25 protein-coding genes and 2 pseudogenes are annotated in these 23,358 nt (G+C 62.0%); 12 read left to right on the top strand and 15 right to left on the bottom strand.

Annotated elements, in window-relative coordinates:
* The coding region (locus Q8X51_RS31395) for a GNAT family N-acetyltransferase (protein WP_407695002.1) at nucleotides 1–453 on the bottom strand (453 nt) is incomplete at its 3' end.
* 145 nt (nucleotides 454–598) lie between these two features.
* Here Q8X51_RS31395 and Q8X51_RS31390 point away from each other — a divergent pair.
* From Q8X51_RS31390 to Q8X51_RS31375, 4 genes are read left to right on the top strand one after another with little or no spacing between them, the layout of a single operon-like run.
* Nucleotides 599–1,006 carry a YybH family protein gene (locus Q8X51_RS31390; RefSeq protein WP_407693918.1) on the top strand — a complete coding sequence of 136 codons (408 nt, stop codon included), beginning with the start codon at nucleotides 599–601 and terminating at the stop codon, nucleotides 1,004–1,006.
* 42 nt (nucleotides 1,007–1,048) lie between these two features.
* Nucleotides 1,049–1,393, top strand: coding sequence for a YciI family protein (locus Q8X51_RS31385; RefSeq protein WP_065925268.1), 345 nt, complete (start codon nucleotides 1,049–1,051; stop codon nucleotides 1,391–1,393).
* Nucleotides 1,394–1,427: 34 nt separating this feature from the next.
* Nucleotides 1,428–1,907 carry an SRPBCC family protein gene (locus tag Q8X51_RS31380; RefSeq protein WP_065925267.1) on the top strand — a complete coding sequence of 160 codons (480 nt, stop codon included), beginning with the start codon at nucleotides 1,428–1,430 and terminating at the stop codon, nucleotides 1,905–1,907.
* Entirely contained in the window at nucleotides 1,904–3,127 is a 1,224-nt protein-coding gene (locus Q8X51_RS31375) for an RNA polymerase sigma factor (protein WP_407693919.1), read from the top strand. The genes Q8X51_RS31380 and Q8X51_RS31375 overlap by 4 nt, the downstream gene beginning before the upstream one ends.
* Before the next feature lie 371 nt (nucleotides 3,128–3,498).
* Here the strand turns inward: Q8X51_RS31375 and Q8X51_RS31370 are convergent, their stop codons facing one another.
* Nucleotides 3,499–4,353, bottom strand: coding sequence for a LysR family transcriptional regulator (locus Q8X51_RS31370; RefSeq protein ID WP_065947853.1), 855 nt, complete (start codon nucleotides 4,351–4,353; stop codon nucleotides 3,499–3,501).
* Nucleotides 4,354–4,441: 88 nt separating this feature from the next.
* Between Q8X51_RS31370 and Q8X51_RS31365 the strand changes: the two genes are divergently transcribed.
* Nucleotides 4,442–4,954 carry a multidrug/biocide efflux PACE transporter gene (locus Q8X51_RS31365; protein ID WP_043293516.1) on the top strand — a complete coding sequence of 171 codons (513 nt, stop codon included), beginning with the start codon at nucleotides 4,442–4,444 and terminating at the stop codon, nucleotides 4,952–4,954.
* On the opposite strand, the gene Q8X51_RS31360 is transcribed toward Q8X51_RS31365, so the two are convergent.
* Nucleotides 4,853–5,611, bottom strand: coding sequence for an SDR family NAD(P)-dependent oxidoreductase (locus Q8X51_RS31360; RefSeq protein WP_092488892.1), 759 nt, complete (start codon nucleotides 5,609–5,611; stop codon nucleotides 4,853–4,855). The two genes, Q8X51_RS31365 and Q8X51_RS31360, sit on opposite strands and share 102 nt — an antisense overlap.
* A 106-nt stretch (nucleotides 5,612–5,717) precedes the next feature.
* Here Q8X51_RS31360 and Q8X51_RS31355 point away from each other — a divergent pair, with 106 nt between their 5' ends.
* Nucleotides 5,718–6,614: a LysR family transcriptional regulator gene (locus Q8X51_RS31355; protein ID WP_407693920.1), complete on the top strand. Its 897-nt coding sequence runs from the start codon at nucleotides 5,718–5,720 to the stop codon at nucleotides 6,612–6,614.
* Here the strand turns inward: Q8X51_RS31355 and Q8X51_RS31350 are convergent.
* A complete protein-coding gene (locus Q8X51_RS31350) occupies nucleotides 6,611–7,528 on the bottom strand; it encodes a LysR family transcriptional regulator (protein WP_027605626.1) in 918 nt (305 codons plus the stop codon). The genes Q8X51_RS31355 and Q8X51_RS31350 overlap by 4 nt on opposite strands.
* Before the next feature lie 104 nt (nucleotides 7,529–7,632).
* On the opposite strand from Q8X51_RS31350, the gene Q8X51_RS31345 reads away from it, so the two are divergent.
* The 3 genes from Q8X51_RS31345 (at nucleotide 7,633) to Q8X51_RS31335 (ending at nucleotide 10,422) form a co-directional block, all read left to right on the top strand.
* Nucleotides 7,633–8,427, top strand: coding sequence for a 5-oxoprolinase subunit PxpA (locus tag Q8X51_RS31345; RefSeq protein WP_323147461.1), 795 nt, complete (start codon nucleotides 7,633–7,635; stop codon nucleotides 8,425–8,427).
* 145 nt (nucleotides 8,428–8,572) lie between these two features.
* Nucleotides 8,573–9,451, top strand: coding sequence for a 5-oxoprolinase subunit B family protein (locus Q8X51_RS31340; RefSeq protein ID WP_323147462.1), 879 nt, complete (start codon nucleotides 8,573–8,575; stop codon nucleotides 9,449–9,451).
* The gene (locus Q8X51_RS31335) at nucleotides 9,448–10,422 is read left to right on the top strand and encodes a biotin-dependent carboxyltransferase family protein (RefSeq protein ID WP_065947850.1); all 975 of its coding nucleotides are present in this window, start codon (nucleotides 9,448–9,450) and stop codon (nucleotides 10,420–10,422) included. The genes Q8X51_RS31340 and Q8X51_RS31335 overlap by 4 nt, the downstream gene beginning before the upstream one ends.
* Nucleotides 10,423–10,485: 63 nt before the next feature.
* Here Q8X51_RS31335 and Q8X51_RS31330 read toward each other — a convergent pair whose 3' ends face one another.
* The 4 genes from Q8X51_RS31330 to Q8X51_RS31315 all read right to left on the bottom strand — a co-directional run bounded on the left by Q8X51_RS31330 (nucleotide 10,486) and on the right by Q8X51_RS31315 (nucleotide 14,968).
* Entirely contained in the window at nucleotides 10,486–12,102 is a 1,617-nt protein-coding gene (locus tag Q8X51_RS31330) for an inorganic phosphate transporter (protein ID WP_065925286.1), read from the bottom strand.
* 164 nt (nucleotides 12,103–12,266) lie between these two features.
* Nucleotides 12,267–13,286 (bottom strand): transporter, encoded by a 1,020-nt coding sequence (locus tag Q8X51_RS31325; RefSeq protein ID WP_065925259.1) that lies wholly within the window; start codon nucleotides 13,284–13,286, stop codon nucleotides 12,267–12,269.
* 148 nt (nucleotides 13,287–13,434) lie between these two features.
* Nucleotides 13,435–13,740 carry a PepSY domain-containing protein gene (locus Q8X51_RS31320; protein ID WP_065925258.1) on the bottom strand — a complete coding sequence of 102 codons (306 nt, stop codon included), beginning with the start codon at nucleotides 13,738–13,740 and terminating at the stop codon, nucleotides 13,435–13,437.
* Between the two features lie 100 nt (nucleotides 13,741–13,840).
* Nucleotides 13,841–14,968, bottom strand: a complete 1,128-nt coding sequence (locus Q8X51_RS31315; protein WP_065925257.1) for a glycerophosphodiester phosphodiesterase family protein — start codon at nucleotides 14,966–14,968, stop codon at nucleotides 13,841–13,843.
* Nucleotides 14,969–15,200: 232 nt separating this feature from the next.
* Here Q8X51_RS31315 and Q8X51_RS31310 point away from each other — a divergent pair, with 232 nt between their 5' ends.
* Nucleotides 15,201–15,524: a DUF2025 family protein gene (locus Q8X51_RS31310; RefSeq protein ID WP_065925256.1), complete on the top strand. Its 324-nt coding sequence runs from the start codon at nucleotides 15,201–15,203 to the stop codon at nucleotides 15,522–15,524.
* Nucleotides 15,525–15,812: 288 nt separating this feature from the next.
* Here the strand turns inward: Q8X51_RS31310 and Q8X51_RS31305 are convergent, their stop codons facing one another.
* Together Q8X51_RS31305 and Q8X51_RS31300 are read right to left on the bottom strand one after the other, a co-directional pair.
* On the bottom strand, nucleotides 15,813–16,136 hold the full coding sequence (locus Q8X51_RS31305) for an antibiotic biosynthesis monooxygenase family protein (protein WP_065947849.1): 324 nt from the start codon (nucleotides 16,134–16,136) through the stop codon (nucleotides 15,813–15,815).
* Complete coding sequence (locus tag Q8X51_RS31300) at nucleotides 16,133–16,840, bottom strand: CTP synthase C-terminal region-related (seleno)protein (protein ID WP_065925255.1); 708 nt, start codon at nucleotides 16,838–16,840, stop codon at nucleotides 16,133–16,135. Before Q8X51_RS31300 ends, Q8X51_RS31305 begins: the two co-directional genes overlap by 4 nt.
* Before the next feature lie 80 nt (nucleotides 16,841–16,920).
* Here Q8X51_RS31300 and Q8X51_RS31295 point away from each other — a divergent pair, with 80 nt between their 5' ends.
* Nucleotides 16,921–17,802, top strand: coding sequence for a LysR family transcriptional regulator (locus Q8X51_RS31295; RefSeq protein WP_146477357.1), 882 nt, complete (start codon nucleotides 16,921–16,923; stop codon nucleotides 17,800–17,802).
* A gap of 47 nt (nucleotides 17,803–17,849) precedes the next feature.
* On the opposite strand, the gene Q8X51_RS31290 is transcribed toward Q8X51_RS31295, so the two are convergent.
* The 5 genes and pseudogenes from Q8X51_RS31290 to Q8X51_RS31270 all read right to left on the bottom strand — a co-directional run bounded on the left by Q8X51_RS31290 (nucleotide 17,850) and on the right by Q8X51_RS31270 (nucleotide 21,916).
* Nucleotides 17,850–18,371, bottom strand: a complete 522-nt coding sequence (locus tag Q8X51_RS31290) for a DUF1003 domain-containing protein (protein WP_065925253.1) — start codon at nucleotides 18,369–18,371, stop codon at nucleotides 17,850–17,852.
* A gap of 84 nt (nucleotides 18,372–18,455) precedes the next feature.
* A pseudogene (locus Q8X51_RS31285) lies at nucleotides 18,456–18,893 on the bottom strand (methyl-accepting chemotaxis protein); the annotation flags it as partial.
* A 111-nt stretch (nucleotides 18,894–19,004) separates the two neighbouring features.
* Nucleotides 19,005–19,775 (bottom strand): annotated as a pseudogene (locus tag Q8X51_RS31280) (PAS domain-containing protein); the annotation flags it as partial.
* A gap of 265 nt (nucleotides 19,776–20,040) precedes the next feature.
* Nucleotides 20,041–21,099 (bottom strand): diguanylate cyclase, encoded by a 1,059-nt coding sequence (locus tag Q8X51_RS31275; RefSeq protein ID WP_065925251.1) that lies wholly within the window; start codon nucleotides 21,097–21,099, stop codon nucleotides 20,041–20,043.
* 190 nt (nucleotides 21,100–21,289) lie between these two features.
* On the bottom strand, nucleotides 21,290–21,916 hold the full coding sequence (locus tag Q8X51_RS31270; RefSeq protein WP_065925250.1) for a TetR/AcrR family transcriptional regulator: 627 nt from the start codon (nucleotides 21,914–21,916) through the stop codon (nucleotides 21,290–21,292).
* Nucleotides 21,917–22,039: 123 nt separating this feature from the next.
* Here Q8X51_RS31270 and Q8X51_RS31265 point away from each other — a divergent pair, with 123 nt between their 5' ends.
* Nucleotides 22,040–23,098, top strand: a complete 1,059-nt coding sequence (locus Q8X51_RS31265) for an MBL fold metallo-hydrolase (RefSeq protein WP_027605642.1) — start codon at nucleotides 22,040–22,042, stop codon at nucleotides 23,096–23,098.
* The last annotated feature ends 260 nt before the right edge of the window (nucleotides 23,099–23,358 follow it).

Below are 23,358 nucleotides of genomic sequence, written 5' to 3'. Positions count from 1 at the left end.
ACCCCGCCCCTTATACGCCTCCCCGCTGTCCACCCATCCTGCGCCCAGATACAACCCCATCGCCGCCACATTGTGCGTGTCCACCGACAACTCCAGCGCCTTGATCTGCGGCCACGCCTGCAAGGCCGCCGCCGGCAAGGCTTGCAAACAGGCCTTGCCGAATCCACGCCCTTGCTGCTGCCGATCCACCTGCAACGCATGCAGCGTTGCGCTGTGTTCATCGGCCCAGTGGGGCAGGCAGGGCGGGCGTTTAAGCAGGAGGAAGGCTACCGGACTGTCGTCGGCCAGCAGGGCAAAGCCTTTGACGCCGGGGCTGGGCTTGGCCAGGAGCGAATTGAGGGCGCAATACATGTCACCGCAAAACGGCAGCTGTTCAGGGTGAACTTCGATGGCGCTGACATGCTGTTGTTGCACGGTATTCAGCGTTTCGTAGGCGACAAGGCGGGTTTGCATCGGCGTGTCCGAACAGCGGCAAGGAAGGACGCAGTCTATCGGGTTTGTGCTGGACGACATTATTTTTCAACGGGCTGTCGATTTGCCCGAGGGCCGTTCGACTAAGGGTGTCTTCCGTGATTTTCCAACCCGAAGGAGTATCGCCATGAGTACCGCTATCAACACCCTGATCGAGCAATGGAAGCAAGCCGTGCTTTCCCGGAATATCGATAAGATTGTCAGCTATTACGCCGACGATATCGTCTCGTTCGACGCCGTGACCGCCCTGCAGTTCAAAGGCAAGGCGGCCTACCGTGCGCACTGGGAGGCCTGCATGGAGCACTGCCCCGGCCCGGGCATTTTCGAGTTCCACGAACTGCGTATCGTCGAGTCCCAGGACAGCGCATTCGCCCACTGCGGCGGCGCCGGGCCGGACGGTGAAGTGAAGGCCTGCTGGATGCGGGTGACCGCCGGCTACCAACGCTTCAACGGTGACTGGAAGGTGGTGCATGAGCACTGGTCGGCGCCGTTCGACATGGCAAGTGGCACGGCATTGTTCGACCTGAAACCTTGAGCGCCGCGAACTATAGTCAATAGTCCGAAGACGGAGACGCACATGAAATACCTCTGCCTGATCTACAGCAACGAGCAGGTGCTGCACACCTCGCCGGACAGCCCCGCAGACCCGGAGTGTCTTGCCTATGCGCAGTCCATCCAAAAAAGTGGCCGTATGCTCGCCGCCGAGCCGCTGGAGTCGGTAACCACCGCCACCACGGTGCGCATGCGCAATGGCAAGGTGTCGATCACCGACGGGCCGTTTGCCGAAACCAAGGAACAGCTCGCCGGGTTCTACCTGATCGAGGCGCGCGACTTGAATGAAGCGATCCAGGTGGCCGGTGGCATTCCGGCCGCCCGGGTCGGCAGTGTGGAAGTGCGCCCCGTTCGCCAATTGAATCTCTGAGCACAACAACCATAAGACTTGAGGAGGTTTAGCCATGCCTACGCAACCTGCCGAATTTGAACTGTCCATCAGCCGCGTGATCGATGCGCCGCGCAGCCGGGTGTTCCGCGCCTGGACCGAACCCGCGTTGTTGCAACAATGGTGGGGCCCCCATGGCATGACCACCCCCGAGTGCGAAATGAACCTGTGGGTCGGAGGGCTGTTTCGCACCCTGATGCGCGCGCCGGATGGCAGCGAGTACCCGACCCAAGGCGTGTTCCTGGAGATTGTCGCCCCTCGGCGCCTGGTGTTTACCGACGCCTATACGCCGGGCTGGATCCCTTCGGGCAAACCGTTCATGACCGCCGAAGTGACGCTGCAGGAAGTCGAGGGTAGCAAGACCCTCTACACCGCTCGCGCCATGCACTGGAGCGCCGAAGACAAGCAGGCCCACGAAGCCATGGGCTTTCACGACGGCTGGGGTCAGAGCCTGGACCGCCTGGTGACGCTGGTGACCCAGGGCATGCGCGATTGACGCCTCCCATCGAGGCGATCTACCGCAGTGAGTCCCGGCGCGTTCTCGCCACCCTGATCCGCCTGCTGGGGGATTTCGACCTCGCCGAAGAAGCCTTGCACGAGGCGTTCTTCGTCGCGGTCGAGCGCTGGCCGCAAGAGGGCGTGCCGGACAACCCACGGGCCTGGCTGGTGTCGACCGGACGCTTCAAGGCCATCGACCGTTTACGCCGCCAGGCCCGCTTTACCCCGTTATTGCAGGCGCAGGCCGACGCCCTGGAAGCCGCTGACTGGAGCGTTGAGGACGTGGAAGACGACCGCCTGCGCCTGATCTTCACCTGCTGCCACCCAGCGTTGGCTGCCGACGCCCAGGCGGCGCTGACCTTGCGTGAGATCTGCGACCTCACCACCGAAGAAATCGCCCGCGCCTTTCTGGCCACCCCGACCACCATCGCCCAACGCATCGTGCGGGCCAAGGGCAAGATTCGCGAGGCCAAAATCCCTTATCAAGTGCCGTCACTTGCCGAGCTGCCCGAGCGCCTGGACAGCGTGCTGCGCGTGATTTACCTGGTCTTCAACGAAGGCTATTCGGCGTCCATGGGCGCGGACCTCACGCGCGAGGACCTGACCCGCGAAGCGATTCGCCTTGGCCGCCTGCTGCTGGAATTGCTGCCGGAGCCGGAAGTGATGGGCCTGCTGGCGCTGATGCTGTTGCACGAGTCCCGCCGCGCGGCGCGCACCTCGGCCAGCGGCGAGTTGGTGTTGTTGGATGAACAGGATCGTTCGCGGTGGGACGCGTCGCTGATGGCCGAAGGTTGTGGGCTGGTGGAACAGGCCCTGAGCCGTCGCGGCTTTGGCCCGTACTGCCTGCAAGCAGCGATTGCAGCGGTGCATGCCGAAGCGCCCAGCGCCGGGGAAACGGATTGGCTGCAGATTATCGGGCTCTACGATGTGTTGCTCAGTGCCGCGCCGTCGCCGGTGATCGAGTTGAACCGCGCCGTGGCGGTGGCCATGGGCGAAGGGCCGCTGGCAGGGTTGCAGTTGGTGGAAGGTATTCTGGCGCGCGGCGAGTTGCTGGATTACCACCTGGCGCATTCGGCGCGGGGCGAGTTTTGCCGGCAATTGGGGCGGGTGGAAGAGGCCCGGGCAGCCTACGAAAAAGCCTTGTCGCTGACCCAGCAGATCCCGGAAAAACGCTTCCTCAAACACCGCCTGGCCGAACTCAATCTCCCCAAGCAATGAAGATCAAAAATGTGGGAGGGGGCTTGCCCCCGATGAGCATGGGTATCTACACAACTTCCAGTGAATACGGAATCTATGGCAATTAGGCTTCTGTGGTGAGCGGGCTTGACCCGCGCTGGGTTGCGAAGCAGCCCCAAAACCTTCACCTCGATTGATTCTGGCACTCTGCGGTGACCTTATTGGGGCCGCTTCGCAGCCCAGCGCGGGCGGTGCGACGATTCGACAAGCCCGCTCACCACAGAGTTATGTGTCAGCCTTTAAGAGTTGTGTAGATACCTATGCCCCGATAGCAGGGTGTCAGTCGCTGCATTAGGTGACTGACCGACCGTCATCGGGGGCCCCACACATTAATCTCAATTGTCTGAAAAAAATCACTCCAACATCTTCCCCAGCAACCAACTCCCTGCCGGCCCCGGCGGATGATGCCGTGACCACAGTGCATCCACCGCCACCGAGCGCGGCCAACCGCGTGCCTTGAGTTCGACCAACTGCCCCCCACCAAAGCGCTCCACCAGCCAGCGCGGAATCGGTGCCCAGCCAAACCCCAACTGGGCCATCTCCAACAGCATCAGGTAACTGGGGGCCGACCACACACGGCCATTGGCGCGGGTTTCGTTCGGGTTGATGATGCTGGCCAGACGCAATTCGCGGTGCTGTTGCAGGGTGTGCGCGGTGAGGGTACCGACGCCCGCCAGCGGATGTCTGGGTGACACGAACAGGGCAATTTCCGTGCGCTCGTCCACGGGGGCGCGGGTCAGGTCTGGCGGATACTCTTCCTGGTGTTCAATAAACGCAATCTGCGCGCGGCCGCTTTGGACCAGGGCGATCAGGTCTTCGCATTCGGCGATCAGGCATTCCAGCTCCAGGTCCGGGTAGCGCTGTTCAAAGGCGCTGAGGGCGACTTCGAAACGGTCGGACTGGTAGGTATCGGACATGGCGACACTCAGCTTCGGCTCCAACCCCTGGGCCAACTGGCTCGCCGCCAATTCCAGCCGGCTGCTGGCCTCCAGCACCTGCTCGGCGCGTTGCAGCAACACATGGCCCGCCGGCGTCAGCGTCGGCTTGCGGCTGCTGCGATCGAACAGCACCACATCCAGGTCAATCTCCAGGCTCGCCACGGCCGCGCTGACGGTGGACTGGCTCTTGCCGAGCTTGCGCGCCGCCGCCGAAAACGAGCCTTGGGTGGCCGCCTGCACAAACGCCTGCAGCACTTCGTTAGAAGCCATGACTATCGCCTTGATCGATGGTTATTGGTTATGAAGTATCGAGTCAAAGGCTAATGATGACAACCATCGTCACTCACGGAGCCGGCTCATGAACCCTACCAAGTCGATTACTGAACGCGTTTGCCAGGCCATTGGTTTCGAAGCCTTGGCGTTGTTGATCTGCACCCCGTTGCTGGCGTGGATCATGGACAAGCCTGCCTTGGAGATGGGCATGGTCACCCTGGCGATCAGCCTGTTGGCGCTGGCCTGGAACGTGATTTTCAACGGCCTGTTCGACCGCCTCAAGGCGCGCCTGCAACTGGCCAGCAACGGCTGGACCCGCGTGCTGCATGCCTTGATGTTTGAAGGTGGGTTGATCCTGGTGTGTGTGCCGCTGATTGCCGCCTGGCTGAACATCAGCTTGGTGCAGGCGTTTATCCTCGACATAGGCGTACTGCTGTTTTTCCTGCCGTACACCTATGTGTATCACTGGGGGTATGACGTACTGCGTGACAAGCTCCTACAGAAACATGCCGCCCGACGCCTCGATACGTTGGCCGGTGATCCAGGCACTACCGTCGGCGAGCAGGCTGGCAATCGCGCCGCCGATATCGTCCGGTAACCCGGCGCGGCCCAAGGCGGTATTGCTGGCGACCATGGCGTTGAGGTTGGCGTTGTCGCGCACGGCACCACCGCCGAAGTCGGTTTCAATGGCGCCGGGGGCCAGGATGTTGACGCTGATGCCACGGCCGCCCAGCTCTTTGGCCTGGTAGCGGGTCAGCACTTCCATCGCGCCTTTCATGGCGGCGTAAGCGGCGTAGCCGGGCAGGCTGAAGCGCGCCAGGCCACTGGAAATATTGACGATGCGCCCGCCGTCGCGGATCAACGGCAACAGCTGTTGGGTCAGGAAAAACGGACCCTTGAATTGGATCGCCACCAATTGATCGAACTGCGCTTCGGTGGTCTCGGCGAAGCTGGCGTGAATGCCGATACCGGCGTTGTTGATCAGAAAATCGAAGCGGTCCTGTGCGAAAACGTCCTTGAGTACGCCAGCAACCTCACCGACGAAATCAGCGAACGTCGCGCTCTGGCTCACGTCCAGTTTCAGCATCGCGGCACGGCCGCCCAGTTGTTCGATCTGTGCGACCAATGCCTGCGCTTCATCGGCCTTGCTGTGGTAAGTGCCAATGATGTCGACGCCTTGTGCCGCCAGGTGCAGGGCGGTGTTTTTGCCCAGGCCACGGCTGGCACCGGTGATCAATGCGATTTTACGGTTCATGGTGATGTCCTCGGTGATTGAGTGTGGGAAGCAGTGTATTTGTCCGGTCATAACGTGATAAACAGCGCTATGCCGGAATCACTGGCCGAATAAGGCGAACAATCCCATGAACAAACTGGAGCTGCTGCGCACCTTCGTGCGCGTTACCGAGCTGTCGAGTTTCACCGGTGCCGGCGAGAGCCTGGGCCTGCCGCGCTCCACGGTGTCGGAGCATGTGCAGGCGCTGGAAGAGCTGCTCGGCGCCCGCCTGTTGCAGCGCACCACGCGCAAGGTGCAGGCCACCCAGGATGGCCGCGTGCTGTATGAGCGCAGCAAGGATTTGCTCGCACACATGGAGGAATTGGAGGGGCTGTTTCGCCAGGACGAAGCGCAACTGGCCGGGCGGATTCGGGTGGACATGCCCAACGTGATGGCGCGGGACTTGATCCTGCCGCGTCTGCCGCAGTTTATGGACGCACACCCGCTGATCGAACTGGAGATCAGCACCACCGACCGCCAGGTCGACCTGCTCGCCGAAGGCTTCGATTGCGTGCTGCGCGTGGGCGCGCAGCCGGACCAGAGCGTGGTGGCGCGGCTGCTGTGCAGCATGCCGATGATCAACTGCGCGAGCGCCACCTACCTGCAACGCTACGGCGTGCCCCGGACACTGGCCGACCTGGCCGACCATCACCTGGTGCATTACGTGCGGCCGTTGGGTTCACGTTCGGCGGGGTTTGAATACGTGCAGGGCAACAAGGTGCTGCGCGTCCCCATGGCCGGTCGGGTCACGGTCAACAGCACCGATGGCTACAAGTCGGCCTGCCTGGGCGGTTTCGGGATTATTCAGGTGCCGGCCCTGGGCATGGGTGACGAATTGGCCAGCGGGGAGCTGGTGGCGGTCCTGCCGGACTATCCGGCCCCTCCGCTGGATGTGTCCCTGCTCTACGCCGGTCAGCGGCATCTACCCCTGCGGGTGCGGGTGTTCATGGACTGGCTGGCGGCCATTCTGCATTCGCAGCTTTAACGCCGCGCCGACAGCTGTTGCGGCGCCAGGAAGGCGTCGTGGAAGTAATCGCGAAATGCCTGCATTGCCGGGGTAAAGGCGCGTTCGCGGTGCCAGGCCAGGCCGACGCTCATGGGCGTGACGGGGTCGGTGACGGTCAGGGTCTCGATGCGCTTGCCTTCCAGCGACCAGGGCCGGTGCACCAGGTCCGACAGGATCGCCACGCCGCTGCCATTGGCAACCATGCTGCGCACCGCCTCCACCGAGCTGGTGCGCAGCCGCACCTTGGGCGTTTGCCCGGCCTGTTCCCAATAGCGCATGGCGCTGTGTTCGGCTTCATCGACGGTGAGCAGGATGTACGGCTCCTGCGCCACATCCGCCAGGCTCACCGCACCGCGTTCGCACAATGGGTGATGGCTGGGCAGCCATAAACGACGTTCCGAGTTGAACAGGATTTCCGAGACGATCGCCGGGTGAGTGAGGTTCGCGGTGAGGACCACGGCCATGTCGAACTGGCCATCGAGCAGGCCCTGTTCGATGGCCTGGCGCTCCTGCTCGAACACCTCCAGGGTCACATCCGGGTGCCAGTGCTCCATGCGCTGCAGGTGGTGGGGCAGGAAGTAACCCAGCACCGTGTAGCTGGCCGCCAGGCGCAGCACGCCGCTGGCGCGGTAGTCGGGCAACGGGCTGTTCAGCGCATCGTCGACACTGCGCACAATCACGTAGGCGCGGTTGAGAAAATGCCGCCCGGCATCGGTCAGGTTCATGCCCTGGGCCGAGCGCACAAACAGTTGCACGCCGAGCAGGGCTTCCAGCTCCTTGATCGCCGTGGTCACCGCAGACTGGGAGATGTTCAGGTGAATCGCCGCCTGGGAAATCTGGCCGATTTCGGCAGTGGCGACGAAGTAGCGGATTTGGCGCAAGGTCAGGGACATGGCTTTATCTGATTTTCAGAAGATGAGCCATCTGATAATAGATCTTCCCAAGGGGTCAAGCCGCAGCCTACTTTCGAGCATCACCTTTTGGCGGAGCGTCCCCGATGCAGGCAGTGGATTTCAATTCAGACATGGGCGAAGGCTTCGGTCCCTGGACCATCGGCGACGGCGTCGACGCGGAGCTGATGGCCTATATCAGCTCGGCCAATATCGCCACCGGCTTCCATGCCGGCGACCCCGGCACCATGCGCCGCACCGTCGCGCGCGCCAAGCAATTGGGGGTGGCCATCGGCGCACACCCGGGCTTTCGCGACCTGGTGGGCTTCGGTCGTCGGCATATCAATGCGCCGGCCCAGGAACTGGTGGACGACATGCTCTACCAACTGGGCGCCCTGCGCGAAATCGCCCGCGCCCAAGGCATGACCCTGCAACACATCAAGCCTCATGGCGCGCTCTACATGCACCTGGCCCGCGACGAAGAAGCCGCGCGCCTGCTGGTACAGAACCTGCAAATCATCGAGCCGACGCTGTTGCTGTACTGCATGCCCAACTCGGTGATCTGGCGCGTGGCCAAGGAACTCGGGCAACCGGTGGTGCGCGAATTCTATGCCGACCGTGAGTACGATCTGACGGGCTCCATTGTGTTTACCCGCAACGTACGTGCGCTGGATCCGGCCACGGTCGCGGCCCGTGTCCTACGGGCGTGTCAGATGGGGCTGGTGCGTACCGTAGAAGGCGAAGACCTGTTTATTGAATTCGACTCCATCTGCCTGCACAGCGACACCCCCGGCGCGCTGGAGTTGGTGGAGGCCACCCGTGAAGCGTTGGACCAGGCGGGCATCGTGGTGACGAATGGGCTTTCTGTGGCGAGCGGGCTTGCCCCGCGTTGGGGCGCGTAGCGGCCCTGAAATCAGGCGGCGGAGTTATACCTGACACTACGCGGTGTTTGTATTGGGGCCGCTACGCAGCCCAACGCGGGGCAAGCCCGCTCGCCACCTATCACTTTTTGCCTGCCTTTCTATAACGATTCCAAGAGGAACAGACATGGCTGAAACGTCCCCCATCCGCTACAGCTTCGGCGGTGATGAACACCTGTTCGCCGAAGTCAGCGAGAGCATGTCCCTTGAAGCTTTTTTCAAGGGCATGGCCGTGACCCGTGCCGTGGAGCGCCTGGCGCTGGAAGGCGTGCTGGATGTGTGCCTGGCCAATGCCTCGTTCCAGATTCGCTTCGACCCCGACCGCATCGCCCCCCATGTGCTGCTCGACGCTGTGCAAAGCGCCGAAGCCCAGGCTGTGGCCGAACGCACCCTGCACACGCGCATCATCGAAATCCCGGTGCTCTATAACGACCCCTGGACTCATGAAACCCTGATGCGGTTTCGCGACCGGCATCAAGACCCCAGCGCCACCGACCTGGAATACGCCGCGCGCATCAATGGCCTGGCCGATGTCGAAGCGTTTATCGCCGCCCACAGTGGTGCGCCGTGGTTTGTCTCGATGGTGGGTTTTGTCGCGGGCTTGCCGTTCATGTTCCAGATGGTCGAGCGCGAGCGGCAGTTGCAGGTGCCCAAGTACCTGCGCCCGCGCACCGACACGCCGAAGCTGACCCTCGGCCATGGCGGTTGCTTCGGCTGCATCTACTCGGTGCGCGGCGCCGGCGGCTACCAGATGTTTGGCGTGACCCCGGCACCGATCTACGACCCGGCGCAGCAGCTGGCTTACCTCAAGGCGCATATGGTGTTTTTCCGGCCGGGTGACATCGTGCAATTCAAACCCATCGACCGGGACGCCTACGACCTGGCGGTTGCCGAGGTGGAGGCAGGACGTTTCGACCTGCGCATTCGCCCGGTGGAATTTTCCCTCGATGCGTTTCTCGCCGACCCCATCGGCTATCCGAAAACCCTGCAGGAGGCGCTGGCATGATCAAGGTCCTCAAACCCGGCCTCGCCACCTCTGTGCAGGACCTGGGCCGCGAAGGCTATTACCACCTGGGCATTCCGCCATCGGGTGCTTTGGACCAATACGCCTTGAGTGCAGCCAACCATCTGGTGGGCAACCCGGTGGGCGCGGCCGGCCTGGAATGCACTTTGATCGGGCCGGAATTGGAGTTTCAACGCGATACCCTGGTCGCGCTCAGCGGTGCGTTGATGTCGCCGCGCCTGGACGGTGAAGTGGTGCATCAGGACACCGCCTTCGAGGTGCGTGCCGGGCAGGTGCTGCGTTTCGAATTTCCCAAGGCCGGTGCCCGCACTTACCTCGCCGTCGCCGGTGGCATTGACGTGCCGTTGGTGCTTGGCAGCCGTTCCACCTACACCCTCGGCGCCCTTGGTGGTTTCCACGGGCGACGCTTGCAGGCAGGCGATGAGCTGCCCATCGGCGAAGCCAGCGGTCTCGGGCGGGCAGGCAACAGTTTGCCGATGGCATTGCGCCGCTCGGTGGGCGGCGATGTCACCTTGCGCGTGGTGCCAGGACTGTATTACGAGCGATTGACCGCGGGCGCCAAGAGCAGCTTTTTTGCCGAACCGTGGACGGTCGGCTCCGAGGCGGACCGCATCGGCTATCGCTTCAAGGGCGGCAGTGCGCTGAGCTTTCAACCGCGTGAGCAGCCGTTCGGCGCGGGGTCGGATCCGTCGAATATCGTCGACAGTTGCTACCCGATTGGCTCGATACAGGTACCGGCGGGGCTGGAGCCGATTGTGCTGCACCGCGATGCGGTATCCGGCGGTGGCTACGCGATGATTGGCACGGTGATCAGTGCCGACCTGGACTTGATCGGGCAGATGCAGCCTAACCAGCGGGCGGGGTTTGTGGCGGTGACGTTGGAGCAGGCACTGGAGGCGCGGCGGGTGTACAAAAAACGGCTCAAGGCCATGGCGGGACTCTTCAACAACTGACACGACACACATCCAAATGTGGGAGGGGGCTTGCTCCCTCCCACATTTTCAATCTGAGGTTGGTCAGAAGAGTTTGGTGAACAGCCAGTAGAGGCTGCCGGACAGCAGAATCGCCGCCGGCAAGGTGAGCACCCACGCCATCAGCAAATTGCGGATGGTCCGCATCTGCAACCCACCCCCATTGGCCACCATGGTCCCCGCCACCCCCGACGACAACACATGGGTGGTCGACACCGGCAGCCCGAACATATCCGCTGCGCCAATGGTCAGCATCGCCACGGTCTCGGCCGAGGCGCCCTGGGCGTAAGTCAGGTGGGTCTTGCCGATTTTCTCGCCCACGGTGACCACGATGCGCTTCCAACCGACCATAGTGCCAAGCCCCAGGGCGATGGCCACGACAATCTTCACCCACAGCGGAATAAAGCGCGTGGCATCGTCGATCTGTTGCTTGAACAGTTGCAGCTTGCCTTGGGTGTCAGCGTCGAAATTGCCGACCTTGCCTTTGTCCATCAGGCGAATGGTTTCGCTGCTCAGGTACATATCGTTACGCACGTTGCCCACGGCTTCGGCGGGGACTTTGGCCAGGGAACCGTAGCCTTTGACCTGGTCACCGATCTGGCCGGCGAGGGCGGCGAGGGCCGGAATCAACTCGGGCGTGGCTTCCTTGGTACGCATGTAGGTCGACAGCACCGGCCGAGGGTCACCCGCCAACGCCAGCGGCGCTGTTTTCATCAGCGCCACCTGGGTCACTTCGGCGACTGCGGCGAACTGCAACGATTGTTCGGCCGGCATGGCGCGGTTCAGCGCATAGGCCATGGGCAGGGTACCCACCAGGATCAGCATGATCAGGCCCATGCCTTTTTGCCCATCGTTGGAGCCGTGGGCAAAGGACACGCCGGTGCAGGTGGCGATCAGCATGCCGCGAATCCACCAGGGCGGCGGGGTGTCGCCCTTGGGGGCCTTGTACAACGCACGGTTTTTCACAAAGGCGCGCAGGGCCAGCAACAGCAAGGCGGCGAAGGCGAAGCCGATCAGCGGCGAGAGCAGCAGCGCATAACCGATCTTGATCGCCTGGCTCCAATCCACACCGCTGGTGCCGTCACGCCCGTGCATCAAGGCATTGGCCACGCCGACGCCGATGATCGAACCGATCAGGGTGTGGGACGACGAGGCCGGCAAACCCAGCCACCAGGTGCCGAGGTTCCATAGGATCGCGGCGATCAGCAACGCGAAGATCATCGCGAAGCCGGCCGATGAACCCACCTGCAGAATCAGCTCCACCGGCAGCAAGGCAATGATGCCGAACGCCACCGCGCCGCTGGACAGCAGCACACCGAGGAAATTGAAGAAGCCCGACCACACCACCGCAAACTGCGGCGGCAGCGAGTTGGTGTAGATCACCGTCGCCACCGCGTTGGCTGTATCGTGGAAACCGTTGACGAACTCGAAACCCAGGGCAATCAACAGCGCCACACCCAGCAGCAGGAACGGCGTCCACGTGGTGAGCTGGGCGCCCATTTCGTGCATGTCGTGCATGAGGCTGTAGGCGGTAAACAACAGGCCCATGGCAAGCACGGCGAAGAAAACGATCACCGTCACCAGGCCGGGTTTCTTGTCCAGGCGCGGTTTTGAATCGACGGAGGATGAGTGCGTTGAGGCAGTCAGGGAAGGGGTGGCCATGCCGGGCATCCGTGTGGGGAGGATGCCGTTCATATTCATTGCAGAATGTTACAGCGATGCTGCCGCAGGTCATTGTTTAGGTAATTGGATCTGCCACTGGTCTACAAAACACCGTAGTACTCATGTGGGAGGGGCGGTGCGACGATTCGACAGTTGATTGCATTTCAATTTGAAAACTTGCGAAACGCCCAGCGTCCGGCGATCAGCGTGAAGGTCGCGACCAATGCCACCAGGATCCAGAACCCCTCGGGGTCCTGTGAAAGGGGCACACCGCCCACGTTCATGCCGAAAAAACCGGCGATGATGTTGATCGGCAACGCCAGCACCGTCACCACGGTAAGGGTGAACAGCGTGCGGCTGCTCTGCTCGTTGAGGTTGGCGGCGATCTCTTCCTGCAGCAGCTTGATCCGTTCGCCCAGCGCCGTCAGGTCGTTGATGATCAGCGCAAACTCCTCGGTGGATTTGCGCAACTCCTTCACGTCTTCCTTTTGCAGCCATTGCGGCGGGCGGTTGAGCAGGCGCAGCAGCGAACCCGGCTCCAACGCGAGCAGGCGTTGCAGGCGCACCAGCACCCGGCGCGCCGCCCCCAGTTCCGCGCGGTTGGTGGACAGGCGCGAGGACAGCAACTGGTCCTCGATGTGGTCGACGCTGATGCTGGTCTTGCGCACGATCTGGGTCAGCACTTCCCCCTGGTCGCGCAGCAGGTGCACCAGCAGTTCCAGCGGTGAGCGAAAGCGTTCGCCGGCCTTGACCGACGAGCGCAACTTGTCCACCGAGTGCAAAGGTTGCAGGCGTGCGCTGATCAACAGCCGGCTGCGGGCGCAGACCCACAGCGTGGAAATATCCGACGAAACCATGCTGCTGAAGTTGAACACCACGTCGTTGACCACCGCCAGCAAGGCTGAGTCGACGTGTTCGATGCGAGTGGAGCGCGAGCCTTCGTGCAGGGCTTCGAAGAATTCTTCGGGTAAATCCAGGTTGGCCAGCATCCAGCGTTCGCAGGCGGCGTGGGCCAGGTTGAGGTGCAGCCACAGGAACTCTTCCGGGTCGGCGGGTTGCTGCAAGGCCGCGAGGGCAGCAGCCGAATCAATCTGTTCGCCCTTTTCACCGGGACGAAAACGAAAACCGTAAAGCAAGCCAAACAGGTCGGAGTCCTGGTGGCTGTGGTCGAGGCTGTGGTTCATGGAGACTCGCAGAGAAAGCGCCTGTAGGACGTTTCACAGGTTCGCGTGGGCGAATCATTGCAAGGAGGTATGACAGTTATATGACGTTTTAACGGTGCGCATAAAAAAACGCGCCACCCGGAGGTGGCGCGTTTTTTCTAGGTTCAACTCAAGTGTCTTGCTTGTTTTCCAGCACCGCGCCGGTCTTGGCGTCGAGCTTCACTTCAAAGCGCTTGCCAGCGGTGTCGGTCAGGTCGACTTCGTAGACCAGTACCCCGTTTTTGTGGTCAAGCTCGGTGTCGGTGATGCTGCTACCGGCGTGTGTGGCCACGGCGGCGGCATTGAGTTTCTCAAACGGCATCACGGCGCCGGACTTGAGCAGGCCTTCAATGTGGTCCGGGCGAACATCGGCCTGGGCCAGGCCGGCGGTCAGGGTCAGGGCGGTGGCGGCGAACAGGGCGGTCAGGGTTTTCATGGTGTGTGTCCTTCTCTGGTGAGCTGTTTAAGTGGCGCCAGATTAACCGGCGCAACTTAACTCATCCTTAATGGCGCACTGACACCAATGCCCGACTCACTCAGTACTTATAGTCGTTCAGCAGGTCTTGCACGCTGGACGACGGCCAGCGCTTGTAGAACTTCAACAGTTCGGCGGCGCGGTTGGTGAAGATGCCGTCGACGCCGGCCTTCATCACTTTGTCGAAGTCGACCGGCTCATCCACGGTGTAGACGTGCACCAGCAGGCCCTTGTCGTGGGTCAGCTTGTTCATTTCAGGCTTCACCAGGTCGGTGTAGCTCTGGTCGCCGTGGTCGGTCAGCTCAGCCGATGGGCCGGTACCGATGGCGCCGAGGCTCTTGGCTTCGTCGACCCACTTTTCGAACTCGGCGGCGTCTTTTGGCTCTTGCTTGGCGTAGTAGGCGGCCTTGGTCGGTTCGCCGGACTCGGCGAAGGTCTGCGTGGATTTCGGCTCGATGCTGCCTGGGCCAACCCACAACAGCAGGATCTTCGGCGTGTTCGGCATTTCTTTCTGCAGCTCTTTCAAGCTGTCTTTTTCAAACGTCTGCAGCACCACACGGCCCTTGCCCTGGCCGACGCCGGTGTTGCTCTTGCCCAGCTTGGAGCCGGCGGAGCTCAACCAGCCTTTATCCAGCAGCTTGTTTTTCAGGTCGGCTTCGATGCCCGGGAATTGCTTGGGCTCCTTGGTTTCGATGTACAGGCCGGGTTTGTGCTGCGGGTTGCCTTCGGCGATCTTGATGATGTCGTCCAGGCTCAGGATCTTCAGGCCAACGAAGCCTGGACGCGCACGATCCGGGTAGGCGGCGTTGAACCAGCTGCCGGCGTCGAGGGTTTGCAGTTCTTTCCAGGTGAACTCATTGGCCGGGGCGTCCTTGCGCTCAGGGAACTTGGTTGCCACGTCGGTGGTGCGCTGCAGGTTGTTGTCGTGCAGGGCGAACAGCACGCCGTCCTTGCTGCGCTGCAGGTCCAGTTCCAGGTAGTCGGCACCCAGGTCGCGCGCGACTTTGTAGGCGGCGGCGGTGGATTCCGGCGCGTCGTAGGACGCGCCACGGTGAGCGATCACGGCGGGGTAGGGAATGCCTTCGTTTGTCGCCAGTTCAGCCGGGCTGATCGGTTCGGCAGCCTGTGCCTGGCCGAGGCCAAGCGCCAGTGCGAGCAGCAGGGCGCTCTTGGAAAACGTGACAGGCATATGCGAAGTCCTTTCGTGGAGGTAGCTTTGAGAAGGCCTCCTTTTTAACAATTGATTGCGAAAGGCGCTATCACCAAACCGACATTAACGTGCGCACGTGCCAATTTTCTCGGTTTTTTTGCGCGGCATTGCAGTACTCTTGCTCGCAGCCGCCCCGCCAGAGGACGGTATTTTCTGCCACGCGTGTAAACCATCTTTCCAGTCCCTGTGGGACTTTTCAGTGAGGTTTACCATGCGCATCACCTCCGAGCTTATCTGCCAGGCCGCCGACCAACTCCGCGGTTTTGTTGGCCTCAACCGCAAGACTGGCCAGTACATCGTGCGTTTCAGCGAAGATTCCTTCGGCATGGACGTGGCCGACGACGGCATTATCCCCACCGCTGAATTTGTCTGGCTGCCGGCCCCCGAGCAGACCATGACCCTGTCCCGCGAGCGTATCCAGTTGCTGCTCGACCAGAATATCGACGACCGCATCAACATCAGCGAGCCGTTGCGCGTGTATATGAAACGGGTGGAAATTCCACAGATCAGTGCGCTGCGCAGTCTGGTGAGCTAGACGGCATAGGCGGTAAGCGAGCGTTCTGTGGCAGGCCGGCTTTTTAGGGCAGCGGGCCTGTTGTGGTGAGCGGGCTTGCCCCGCGCTGGGGCGCGAAGCGGCCCCTGAACCAGACGCTGCGGTTAGTCAGGAGAACCGCGTCAACTGAATTGGGGCTGCTTCGCAGCCCAGCGCGGGGCAAGCCCGCTCACCACAACCGGCCCACTCACCACAACAAACCCGCTCACCACAACAGGCCTGCTCACCACAGCAGGCCTGCTCGCCACAGAGACTCAGCTGATATGAAGGTTACTGGCCTTGGAATGTGTAGGCCCGTTCCACCTTGCACACCCGTGTCTGAAACGCCGAGTACCAGATGGAGCGTCCTTGTTCACGCACTGCCCGATGCTCAGCCTGCTGCTTCCAGGCCAGGATCGCGGCCTCGCTGCTCCAATACGACACGGTAATCCCCAGGCCATCCTCCCGCGCCGATTCCACCCCGAGAAACCCCGGTTGATCGCGAGCCAACTCCAGCATGCGGGCGGCGGCCTGGCCGTAGCCTTGATCGCCGTCGGTGCGCAATGAGCTGAAGATCACTGCGTAGTAGGGTGGGGCGGGAGTCTTGGCGATCATGCGCACTGCTCCTGGCACGCCTTGAGCCAGGCAATCGCCAAAGGCGGCGTGATGCCCTTGAGGGCGGCGCGTTCAGGCTGGAACAGGGTGGCGACGAAAAATGGATGGTCGAGCAACTCCACCGCGCGTAGATCGCCGGCTGCGTCATGCCCGCTGGGAATCATCTCGCGCTCGAGCAGGGCATCGGCGAATTCGGGGTTGATGCCGTAGCGGCAGCGGTAACCTTCCTCGATTTCAAGACGGCCGTAGGCCTCGGCGATGCGCGTGTAGGGTGTCAAGCGCAGGCTGTCGGTGGCTTCAACCAGTGCGCAGCTCAGGGGGGTGATCACTGCGCGTTCAGCGCCCGGCGCCAGCTCGCCATGTTCGGCATCGGCCCAGCCCAGCACGTTGCGGGCGTATTCCAGCACTGCATGTTGAAAACCACCGCATGTGCCGAGGAAAGGTCGCCGCTGTTCGCGGGCAAAACGGATCGCCCGCAAGGCGCCGTCGGTGTCGCGGTAGGGGCTGGCGGGCACGCACCAGAATCCGTCGAAGCCGTGCAGTGCTGTGGTGGGCGTGAGGGTGTCGGTGTCGAGCCATTGCAGATGAACCTGCAAACCGAGGGTTTCGGCGGCCCGTTGCAGCGCGACGGGAATGGCCTGGTGCGCGATGACATCGGGGTTGTAATCGCCGATCAGGGCGAGGTGCAGGGTGGTGGCTTTCATCGTGTGCGTCCCATGGCTTGTGGTGTCCTGACGTGCACTATAGATTGGCGCGCACGCAATCAATATTGGCGTTTACCCACATGCTCAATGCAGCCACGCACTATCAACTCGATTACCCCGACCTGTCGTTGATTCTCGCCCTGGTGCGTGGCGGCACCCTGGCGCGCGCGGCGGCGTTATTGCGGGTGGATGTGTCCACGGTGTTCCGCGCGGTGCGACGGCTGGAGGCCGCATTGGGCCAGACGCTGTTTGAAAAAAGCCGCGCCGGCTACCTGCCCACCAGCCTCGCCAATAGCCTGGCGCAGCAGGCCGAACGTGCCGAACAAGCGCTTGAGGCGGCGCGCATCGGCGTGGAGCAGGGCGGCGAGGTGATCAGCGGCACGGTGCGCCTGACCTGTACCGACTCGGTGCTGCAAGGGTTGTTGCTGCCGGCGCTGGCGCAGTTCATGCCGGACTACCCGGCGCTGACCCTGGAACTGAGCACGTCGAATGATTTCGCCAACCTCAGCCGCCGCGATGCCGACATCGCCCTGCGCCTGACCAGGACTCCGCCGGCGCATCTGGTCGGCCGTTGCCTGGGGGCCGTGGCGTATCAGGTGTGTGCCAGCCCCACGTATGCGCACCAACACGCCGCACGCTCACTGGCGGACCTGGCCTGGATCGCGCCGGACGACTTCCTGCCCGACCACCCCACGGTGACCTGGCGCCGCGAACACCTGCCCGGTGTACGCCCCAGCTATCGCTGCAACAGCATGTTGTCGGTGACCGAACTGGTGCGGGCAGGGTTGGGCGTGGCGGCGCTGCCGGACTTTCTGCTGGATGACGGCCTGCAACCCCTGGGCCCCGCGTTGGCTGGGCACGACACCGCGTTATGGCTGCTGACGCGCCCCGATTGCCGCGCATTGCGCTCGGTGGTGACGCTGTTTGATGAGTTGGGCCGGCATGTGCAGATGAAACCCTGACTCACCGCGATCGGGAGTCAGCCCCCTCTCACATGGCATTCGCGTTGTTATTGAGGTTTTCGCACATAGTGCTCATGCATTTCGCACGTCAGGGTTTCGATGTGTTCGGTCAGTTGCTTGGTCATTTCCGTCAGCCGGGTGTTTTGCTCCAGCAATTCGAGCAACTGTCTGGTGGTTTGCGCGGCCTGGGCCTGGCGTTCGGTATTGGCGATGGCCAGGGCTTCACGGTGTTGCGCGTCGGCGTCGGACTGGGCTTTGTCGCGGGCGGCCTGGCGCGTCTGGGCCAGCAGGATCAGCGGCGCGGCATAGGCGGATTGCAGGCTGAAGGCCAGGTTGAGGAGGATGAACGGGTACACGTCGAAGTGGGTGATGCCGGTTACGTTCAGCACCACCCACAAGATCACGATCGCGGTTTGCGCACCGAGGAAGGTCGGTGTACCAAAGAAGCGCGCAAAGGCCTCGGCCTTGAGGGCAAAGGTATCGTTGCCGAAGGTCGGCGCCAGGTGGGCGTGGCGGCGGTGAAAACGCAGGTGATCGACGGGGGCGGTTTCGGGCTTGTCGGGGGTCATGGTGGGCTCGGGTCATCAACGTTAAGACAGTGAATCACTATAGTCCTGGCGACCTGTCTTACACATGAATAACCCGTGGCCTACTTAGTGGACACCCCGCTCATTGGCAAACGCACTCACCGCGTGCACCGCCTCGCTGGTACCTTCGCGAATCTGCAGGATCACCGTACCGGCCTGGTTGGCCAACTCCACGCCCAGGGCCGCACGGTCGCGGGTTGCGTCCATGCTGTCGATGGCTTGGCGGGTTTCAGCCTGGATCACCGCGATCATGCTGGATATTTCTGTGGTGGACCCGCTGGTGCGCGCCGCCAACTGCCGCACTTCATCGGCCACCACGGCAAAACCACGGCCTTGTTCACCCGCGCGCGCCGCTTCGATAGCGGCATTGAGTGCCAGCAGGTTGGTTTGTTCGGCAATGCCGCGAATGGTGTTGACGATGGTGGTGATCTGCTGCGAACGCTCGCCCAGCTTGGCGATCAGTTGCGAGGAGTTGTCGATGTCCGAGGAGATTTCACGCATGCCGCTGGCTGTTTTCTGGATCACGTCGGCACCCTTTTCCGCCATGTCCTGGGTGTGCAGGGACAAGTGATACGCCTGGGCGGCACTCTGTGCGTCAGCGGCGTGTTGTTGCACGCGCGCGGTGATATCCGAGGCGAATTTCACCACTTTGCACAGGCGTCCGCTGGCGTCGTACACCGGGTTGTAGCTGGCTTCGAGCCAAACGGGCCGGCCGTTTTTATCCACGCGCTCGAACTGGCCGCTGAACAATTCACCCTGGTTCAGGCGTCGCCAGAACTCGCTGTAGGCTGAGCTCGCGGCGGTCTGCGGGGTGCAGAACAGACGATGATGCTGGCCCTGGATCTGCGCCAGGCTGTAGCCCATGCGTTGCAGGAAGTTGGCGTTGGCGGTGATGATCGTGCCGTCGAGGTTGAACTCGATGACGGCCATGGCCCGGCCGATGGCTTCCAACTTGGCGTTGGCCTCGCTTTCGGCCTGCAGGCGCGGGGTAACGTCCAGGGCGTACTTCACCACTTTGATCACACGGCCCGCGTTATCACGTACCGGGGTGTAGCTGGCTTCCAGCCACACCGACTGACCATTGCCGCCCACCCGTTCAAAGGTACCTGATTGGAACTGACCCTTTTGCAGGTTGGCCCAGAGTTGCTGGTACTCGGCGCTGCGGGCGAAGGCGGGCGTGCAGAACATCCGGTGGGATTGGCCTTCGATCTGCTCGGCGCGGTAGCCCAGGGTACTGAGGAAGTTGTCATTGGCCCGCAGCACGAGGCCTTGCGGATCGAATTCGATCACCGCCATGGAGCGTTCGATGGCGTCCAGCAGGCTGGCCTGGTGAGCCACGGTGTGTTGCAGGGTATCGATGGTTTTCTTATGGGCGTTGAATAACATGTTCGGGGGCTCGGGCAAGCACGCGTCTGGGAGTATCCATGTATAGGCGCCTGCCTCCGTAAGGCATTTGCCCTACGGTTGACCTGCTCATTGTCAGCTCCCTTGTGCTGACAGCGGGGGGTGGAACAACGGGTTAAGAGTCATCAGCCTGACAAGAAGTTCGCCCCATGGGCAGGACCATTTTTGGGTAGGCGACCAATGGAGGCATTACGCCATCTCCCGCGGCGTTGCACGGAAGATCAAGACCAGGTGTCGTAGGACAACGTCAGGCGGAGCAGGCTATCCGGTCGTCGTTGACACTGACTCGATTACGCCCGGTGTCCTTGGCGGCATAAAGTGCTCGGTCCGCCGCGTTCAGCCACATGGCTGCGTCGGTGAAGCGCGGCTGGAAGTCCGCCAGGCCGATGCTCAGGCTGACGCGCAATTCCGGTATGTGCGGGGTGCGGTAGTTGCCGAATGTTTCGCGCATCTGCTCCATGATCTGCGCTGCTTGCTCCAGAGGCATTTGCGGAAGAATCACACAGAACTCATCGCCACCATAACGTCCGGCCAGGTCGTTTTCCCGCAGGTTGCGCCGCAGTTCCAGGCTCAGTTGCCGCAGCACCGTGTCGCCGACGATATGGCCATGGGTATCGTTGATCTGCTTGAAGTGGTCAATATCGATCAATGCGATGGTGGCGTGGCTTTGCTGCTGCTGGCACTTGTGGAACTTGAGGTGCAGCAGGTCTTTCCACGAGCCGTGGTTGAGCAGGCCGGTGAGGCTGTCGGTGCGGCTCAGGGCACTGAGGGCGCGTTTATGTTCCGAGAGCTTGATCGCCAGTTGATAACAGACCATGCCGATGGCCATGGGGTAGAGGGTCAGCATCGGCAGGCAGGAGTAGACCTGAAGCAGGCTGACGTCGGGGTTGAACTGGATACCGAACAGCGCCCATGCCACGCCGATCCCCAGCACCTGGGCGAGCAGGCCACGCAGGAACAGGCGCCGGCCGCCGGCGGCGACGTTGTTCATGGTCATCATCGACAGGATGGTCACCGCTGTCAGCGGCGTGAACTGTGTGGCCGCCGCCCAGAACCCGCCGAGTACCGAGTCATACAGGAAGTTGCGCTGTTCAGCCTGGTAAGGAAACGGTGAACGGGTGGATAGCTGATACGCCAGGTGCGCCCAGGCAAACCCATTGAACAGCAGTAACGCCCAGACCCAGCCCGGCATGGCAAGCGGGTACAGGGCGCCGGTAACGCTGATGCTGCCGACACCCAGGCCGATGATCCTTGGCTGGTAGATACGCCGGGCAAATGAGAGCCCTTTGCCTCGTCTGTTTTCCATAAATTCCTGGTTCAGCTGTTTTTCACATTTACCGCGGCGCGCGGACACCGGATCGACCGTTGATCGCATAAGGCCTGTGAATATTGTCAGTTATTCCCATGGGAATAATCAGTGGCCTTCCAGGCCATTTGCGCAAAACAGAGGGCGAATGCGTCAAAAACGACCAGGAATGTCGCTCCTGCAACGGTTTTTACTCGGGGCAGGGGGCGCTGACTTCGTAGCCGGCCAGGAACAGGTCGATGGCCGACTCAATGACACGCGCCTGGTGAGCGGCATCCAGGGTCGGCTGGCCCAACGTGATCTGCGGCCAGAACGCGAAAGCCTTGAGCAGGCTTTGAATCTGGTGGGCGGCAAACGCCGGATCGGTGCAAGAGAGGCGGCCGTCTTCCTGGGCGGCGCGTACCCACTGGGTAAAACCTTCTTCGCGCTGGCTCAGGCGGGTGACCATGTCTTGCGCACGTTCCGGCGAGTGGATGGTGGCGGCGATGGCTACCCGGGCCAGATCGAGGAAATTGGTGTCCGACATCATCTTCATCTTGGCTTCCAGCAAACCACGCAGTTGTTCGCGCAGGGGGCGCTCGCTGGTGTAGCTGACGTCGAGTTGGGCGACGCTGCTGGCCCAGAGCTGGTGAAGGATTTCGGCGAACAGTTCTTCCTTGCTGGGGAAATGGTTATACACCGTGCGCTTGGAAACCCCAGCGGTGGCGGCGACCTTGTCCATGCTGGTGACCTCGAAGCCGTTATCGCGAAACTCAGCGATGGCCGCTGCCACGATGGCTTGGCGTTTGCGGTCGGTGAGGCGTTGAGGGGCAGTCATGGGTGGCGTTCGGCTCTTGAGGGTAAATTACACTGGGTAGTTTACTTGCTGCGGATTTTGTTGCAATCTTGAAACTACACTGTTCAGTGTAACTTATGCGCGGACCGTAGGAGTCACTCTGTAATGGCCACCATCTCAACCCGCCTCAAGTCTTCACCTGCGGCGCCCAAGCCTGCCGATCTGGACCTGGGGCGCTTCAGCAACGAGGCCCCCGTGCAGCACGGTGGCTTTGGCAAGACCTTGCGTATCTTCTGGAACATGCTGTTTAACAAACCACGCAGCACGCGCCCGGTGGGGCAGATCCCGGTGCAACCGCTGACCCGCGAGCAATTGTTGGCGGCGCCTGATCACAGCGTGTTCCGCCTGGGGCATTCCACCGTATTGCTGAAAATGCGCGGCAAGTTCTGGCTGACCGACCCGGTGTTCGCCGAGCGTGCCTCGCCATTCAGTTGGGCTGGCCCCAAGCGTTTCCACCAGCCGCCTATCCGTCTTGAAGAGCTGCCGCCCCTGGAGGCGGTGATTCTTTCCCACAACCACTACGATCATCTTGACCATAAGGCTGTCGTCCAACTGGCCGACAAGACCCGTTACTTTCTCGCGCCGCTGGGCGTGGGCGACATCCTGGTCAAGTGGGGTGTCGACGCCAGCAAGGTGCGGCAGCTGGATTGGTGGCAAGGCACCGAGGTGGATGGCATTCGCTTTGTCGCCACGCCGGCGCAGCACTTTTCCGGGCGCGGCCTGTTTGATGCCAATCAGACCCTTTGGTGTTCCTGGGTGATGATCGACGGCACGCGCCGTATCTTTTTCAGCGGTGACACCGGCTACTTCGATGGCTTTAAACGCATCGGCGAACAGTACGGCCCGTTCGATCTGACGTTGATGGAAACCGGTGCTTACAACGTCGACTGGCCCCATGTACACATGCAGCCGGAGCAAACCCTGCAAGCGCATATCGACCTCAGGGGCCGTTGGCTGCTGCCGATCCACAACGGCACTTTCGACCTGGCGTTCCATGCCTGGCACGAACCTTTCGACCGCATCATGGCGCTGGCGTGGGAGCGCAATGTGTCGATTACCACACCGCCGATGGGCCAGGCGTTCAGCTTGAACCAGCCGGAGCGTGGGTATGCATGGTGGCTGGAAGTGGAAACCCAAGGTGCACAAGAGCACCTTGTGGGCTGAGGGCGCAGAGGCGCCGAAAAAGGAGTTTTCAAGCTGTTTCGGGTCTGCGACAGGCGCCGGCGAAGGATGCGATGATCCCTGGAAAGTGTTTTCAGGGGAGGCGTACCGATGGACAGCATACGCAGATGGTTTTTGCGAGCAGATGCGGTTTGCCAGGTTGGCCAGCCGTTGTCTGCGCTCTTGGGCATGACCGACTCGGCATCTCCATGCCGCCGTCCTTCCCCCGATCAAGTGCCCCCCCGCAGTATCGAGTTTGATGT

It is taken from the genome of Pseudomonas sp. Yb2C2 (assembly GCF_052112325.1).
Classification (GTDB): Bacteria; Pseudomonadota; Gammaproteobacteria; order Pseudomonadales; family Pseudomonadaceae; genus Aquipseudomonas; species Aquipseudomonas marginalis.
This window is presented reverse-complemented; position numbering and strand designations above follow the sequence as displayed.

Excerpts from the sequence above, each read along its gene's own strand:
- Q8X51_RS31385 (WP_065925268.1), top strand. The coding sequence starts at position 1,049 with ATGAAATACCTCTGCCTGATCTACAGCAACGAGCAGGTGCTGCACACC.
- Q8X51_RS31380 (WP_065925267.1), top strand. The coding sequence starts at position 1,428 with ATGCCTACGCAACCTGCCGAATTTGAACTGTCCATCAGCCGCGTGATC.
- Q8X51_RS31270 (WP_065925250.1), bottom strand. The coding sequence starts at position 21,916 with ATGACTGCCCCTCAACGCCTCACCGACCGCAAACGCCAAGCCATCGTG.
- Q8X51_RS31370 (WP_065947853.1), bottom strand. The coding sequence starts at position 4,353 with ATGGCTTCTAACGAAGTGCTGCAGGCGTTTGTGCAGGCGGCCACCCAA.
- Q8X51_RS31275 (WP_065925251.1), bottom strand. The coding sequence starts at position 21,099 with ATGGAAAACAGACGAGGCAAAGGGCTCTCATTTGCCCGGCGTATCTAC.
- Q8X51_RS31365 (WP_043293516.1), top strand. The coding sequence starts at position 4,442 with ATGAACCCTACCAAGTCGATTACTGAACGCGTTTGCCAGGCCATTGGT.
- Q8X51_RS31295 (WP_146477357.1), top strand. The coding sequence starts at position 16,921 with ATGCTCAATGCAGCCACGCACTATCAACTCGATTACCCCGACCTGTCG.
- Q8X51_RS31390 (WP_407693918.1), top strand. The coding sequence starts at position 599 with ATGAGTACCGCTATCAACACCCTGATCGAGCAATGGAAGCAAGCCGTG.
- Q8X51_RS31325 (WP_065925259.1), bottom strand. The coding sequence starts at position 13,286 with ATGAACCACAGCCTCGACCACAGCCACCAGGACTCCGACCTGTTTGGC.
- Q8X51_RS31320 (WP_065925258.1), bottom strand. The coding sequence starts at position 13,740 with ATGAAAACCCTGACCGCCCTGTTCGCCGCCACCGCCCTGACCCTGACC.
- Q8X51_RS31310 (WP_065925256.1), top strand. The coding sequence starts at position 15,201 with ATGCGCATCACCTCCGAGCTTATCTGCCAGGCCGCCGACCAACTCCGC.
- Q8X51_RS31290 (WP_065925253.1), bottom strand. The coding sequence starts at position 18,371 with ATGACCCCCGACAAGCCCGAAACCGCCCCCGTCGATCACCTGCGTTTT.
- Q8X51_RS31360 (WP_092488892.1), bottom strand. The coding sequence starts at position 5,611 with ATGAACCGTAAAATCGCATTGATCACCGGTGCCAGCCGTGGCCTGGGC.
- Q8X51_RS31355 (WP_407693920.1), top strand. The coding sequence starts at position 5,718 with ATGAACAAACTGGAGCTGCTGCGCACCTTCGTGCGCGTTACCGAGCTG.
- Q8X51_RS31315 (WP_065925257.1), bottom strand. The coding sequence starts at position 14,968 with ATGCCTGTCACGTTTTCCAAGAGCGCCCTGCTGCTCGCACTGGCGCTT.
- Q8X51_RS31330 (WP_065925286.1), bottom strand. The coding sequence starts at position 12,102 with ATGGCCACCCCTTCCCTGACTGCCTCAACGCACTCATCCTCCGTCGAT.
- Q8X51_RS31340 (WP_323147462.1), top strand. The coding sequence starts at position 8,573 with ATGGCTGAAACGTCCCCCATCCGCTACAGCTTCGGCGGTGATGAACAC.
- Q8X51_RS31350 (WP_027605626.1), bottom strand. The coding sequence starts at position 7,528 with ATGTCCCTGACCTTGCGCCAAATCCGCTACTTCGTCGCCACTGCCGAA.
- Q8X51_RS31345 (WP_323147461.1), top strand. The coding sequence starts at position 7,633 with ATGCAGGCAGTGGATTTCAATTCAGACATGGGCGAAGGCTTCGGTCCC.
- Q8X51_RS31335 (WP_065947850.1), top strand. The coding sequence starts at position 9,448 with ATGATCAAGGTCCTCAAACCCGGCCTCGCCACCTCTGTGCAGGACCTG.
- Q8X51_RS31265 (WP_027605642.1), top strand. The coding sequence starts at position 22,040 with ATGGCCACCATCTCAACCCGCCTCAAGTCTTCACCTGCGGCGCCCAAG.
- Q8X51_RS31300 (WP_065925255.1), bottom strand. The coding sequence starts at position 16,840 with ATGAAAGCCACCACCCTGCACCTCGCCCTGATCGGCGATTACAACCCC.
- Q8X51_RS31305 (WP_065947849.1), bottom strand. The coding sequence starts at position 16,136 with ATGATCGCCAAGACTCCCGCCCCACCCTACTACGCAGTGATCTTCAGC.